The sequence below is a fragment of the Bacteroidota bacterium genome (genome assembly GCA_018831055.1).
Classification (GTDB): Bacteria; Bacteroidota; Bacteroidia; order Bacteroidales; family B18-G4; genus M55B132.
In genome coordinates, this window is sequence record JAHJRE010000144.1 from 1 (window position 1) to 2,855 (window position 2,855).

The window sequence follows — 2,855 nt, forward strand, 5'->3', positions numbered from 1 at the left end:
GAAGTGGTTGAAGAAAAACCTGTTGAGCAGCAGGAAACACCTGTGGAAGAGCCCAGTGAGCCGGAACAGAAAGTTGATCCGAGAGCAATGTTCACCGGAAAAACCAATACCGGAACAGGCAGCAACGAAGGAGTGACAGGCCAGCCCGGCGATCAGGGCAAACCCAACGGAGATCCGGGTTCAAGCAATTACGATGGGCAGGGAGGAGCCGGTAACGGAGTGTCGTTCAGCCTGGGTGGCCGTGGTTCGAGACATCTGCCGAAGCCTTCTTACCAAAGCCAGGAACAAGGTAAGGTGGTTGTAGATATTTGGGTGAACCGGGAAGGAAAGGTAGTTAAAGCCCTGGCGGGCGGAAAAGGCACAACCATCCTGGATACACGTTTACGCAGACTGGCCGAAGAAGCAGCCCTTCGCTCCCTTTTTGAACCCGATCCCAATGCTCCCGATAACCAAAAGGGTACCATTACCTATAATTTTATTCGGCTTAATTAAAGCTGAAAGCGAAGTCATCCTACCTTTGCCGGATGAATTACAAGGAAACACTGGATTATATGTATACCCGCCTTCCGATGTTCCAACGGATAGGCCCGGCAGCTTACAAGGCTGATCTCAACAATACTATTGCCCTGTGTAAACTTACAGGTAATCCTGAAAAAAGCATAAAAAGTATACATATTGCCGGCACAAATGGCAAGGGCTCTGTATCCCATATGCTGGCTTCTGTATTCCAGGAAGCCGGATATAAAACGGGATTGTTTACATCCCCCCATCTCACTGATTTCAGAGAACGTATACGCATCAACGGAAATATGATACCGGAAAATTACGTGGTTGCGTTCATCGAAAAATTCAGGATGGATTTTGAAGCCATCTCCCCTTCCTTTTTTGAGCTCACTGCCGTGATGGCCTTCCGGTATTTTGCAGACGAAAAAACAGATATAGTTGTTTTAGAAACCGGAATGGGAGGACGGCTGGATTCCACTAATGTGGTAATTCCTGAATTATCTGTCATAACAAACATTGGACTGGATCACACCCAGTTCCTGGGAAATACCATAGAAAAGATTGCCTTTGAAAAAGCCGGGATCATCAAACCCGGTATCCCTGTAATTATTGGTGAAACAGCCACAGCATCGGGCGAGGTGTTTATCAGCCGCGCTGAACAGGAAAGAGCCCCTATATTCTTTGCCGACAGTAACTATGCTATCCAGGAAATTCATCAGGCAGGAGCAATACATCCGTCCACTATTTCCTGGAAAATCAAACCTCTTAATGATGCAAAACAGAAGGAGATTTCATTAAACTGCCCGCTGACCGGAGAATATCAAAATAAGAATATAGTAACGGTTATTCAGGCACTTGAGATCCTAAGTAAACTGGGGCATCGTATTAACGAGGATACCATAATAAAAGGCATTGCCAATGTTGTTAAAAACACCGGGATTCGGGGCAGATGGCAAATTATCCGGAGAAAGCCTTTGATGATCTGCGATGTGGGCCATAATGAAGATGGTATCCGGGAGATTGTCAGAATGATACAAAACACATCCTGCAAAAAACTTCATATGGTTTTCGGGAGTGTTAACGATAAAGATGCCGGCCCTGTATTAAAGTTATTGCCAAAAGATGCCGTTTATTATTTCTGCAAAGCGGATATCCCCAGAGGCATGGATGCCGGAATATTAAAAGAGCAAGCCAATGGGATAGGATTGAAAGGACAACGATATGATAGTGTAAAAGACGCCATAGAATCCGCTTTGCAATCCGCAAATCCTGATGATTTAATTTTTATCGGTGGAAGTACCTTTATCGTTGCCGATGCACTTGGATGGCTTGAATCAAGAGTCGATTAATATCAACCTCCGCTGATTAGATGCAGGATGCTCACATTGTCCCCGTCGTGAATGATGGTGTGCCTGCGATCTTCTCTTTTTATAAGCTTATCGTTCACTTTGGTCACCAGCATCTTAAAAGTAAAATTCTTCCATTGAATAAGCTCTTCCAGGGTCATTGAATCCCGGTCGATTTCTTCAGGCCTGCTATTCAGCGTTATTTTCATGATTTCATAGGTTTAACCAATAATTCCAGAACGGTATCCGCCTGCATGTTGGCTACAATATTTACCCTGGGTGCAAGCGGCGGATTATCCTCCGAGGCTTCAGCAATCTGATCACCGCAGACGAATAGCTTTCCGTGCTTCTCCACTCTGAGATCGTCGATGTGACCAAAACCCGCCAGTCCGGATGCAGAGACAACAGGTTTATCGGGATATTCAACCAGCCAAGTCTCAATGAGCATCATCTTTTCCACGGGATCATCGAAAGCCTCTACAATAATATCACAGGAAGAAAATAAGCGTAGAATATCGATGGGCTTCAGGCGAATATCATGGGTTTCAATCCGGCAGGAAGGGTTAATCCTGGAGATCACCTCTTTCAATGCCAATACCTTCTTCTGGCCAAGATGTTCACGGAAAAAATATTGCCGGTTCAGATTGCTTTCATCAACAATATCATAATCGGCAATGATAAGGTTACCCAGTCCACACCGGGCCAAAGCCACAGCACAATTGGATCCAAGGCCACCACAGCCGGCAATTCCAACGGTTTTTAGTGATAGTATCCTGCTGATCTCATCAAATTTCATCCTGGTTTGTCTTTACTGGCATAAAGATAAACATAGCCGTTAAAAAGCACGCTGTAAAAATTCTAAAATTTATAACAATTCTAAATTAAATGTAAAATTAAGGTAAATAAGTGATTATGATTGGGTAACCGACATGCATATCTTTGCATATCAGATTTTTATATCATTTTTATGAGGGATGAGGTGAGAATTCATAATTTTGTTGTGAA

General features: G+C 44.0%; 4 protein-coding genes. 2 read left to right on the forward strand and 2 right to left on the reverse strand.

All coding sequences use genetic code 11. The features are described from left to right. Both KKA81_09250 and KKA81_09255 read left to right on the forward strand, forming a co-directional pair. The coding region (locus tag KKA81_09250; GenBank protein MBU2651107.1) for a hypothetical protein at positions 1 to 492 on the forward strand (492 nt) is incomplete at its 5' end. Positions 493 to 524: 32 nt separating this feature from the next. Then, positions 525 to 1,853: a bifunctional folylpolyglutamate synthase/dihydrofolate synthase gene (locus KKA81_09255; GenBank protein ID MBU2651108.1), complete on the forward strand. Its 1,329-nt coding sequence runs from the start codon at positions 525 to 527 to the stop codon at positions 1,851 to 1,853. Between the two features lie 2 nt (positions 1,854 to 1,855). Here the strand turns inward: KKA81_09255 and thiS are convergent, their stop codons facing one another. Both thiS and thiF read right to left on the reverse strand, forming a co-directional pair. Then, positions 1,856 to 2,059: a sulfur carrier protein ThiS gene (thiS, locus tag KKA81_09260; protein ID MBU2651109.1), complete on the reverse strand. Its 204-nt coding sequence runs from the start codon at positions 2,057 to 2,059 to the stop codon at positions 1,856 to 1,858. Next, complete coding sequence (gene thiF / locus KKA81_09265; GenBank protein ID MBU2651110.1) at positions 2,056 to 2,646, reverse strand: sulfur carrier protein ThiS adenylyltransferase ThiF; 591 nt, start codon at positions 2,644 to 2,646, stop codon at positions 2,056 to 2,058. Before thiF ends, thiS begins: the two co-directional genes overlap by 4 nt. Positions 2,647 to 2,855: the final 209 nt, after the last annotated feature.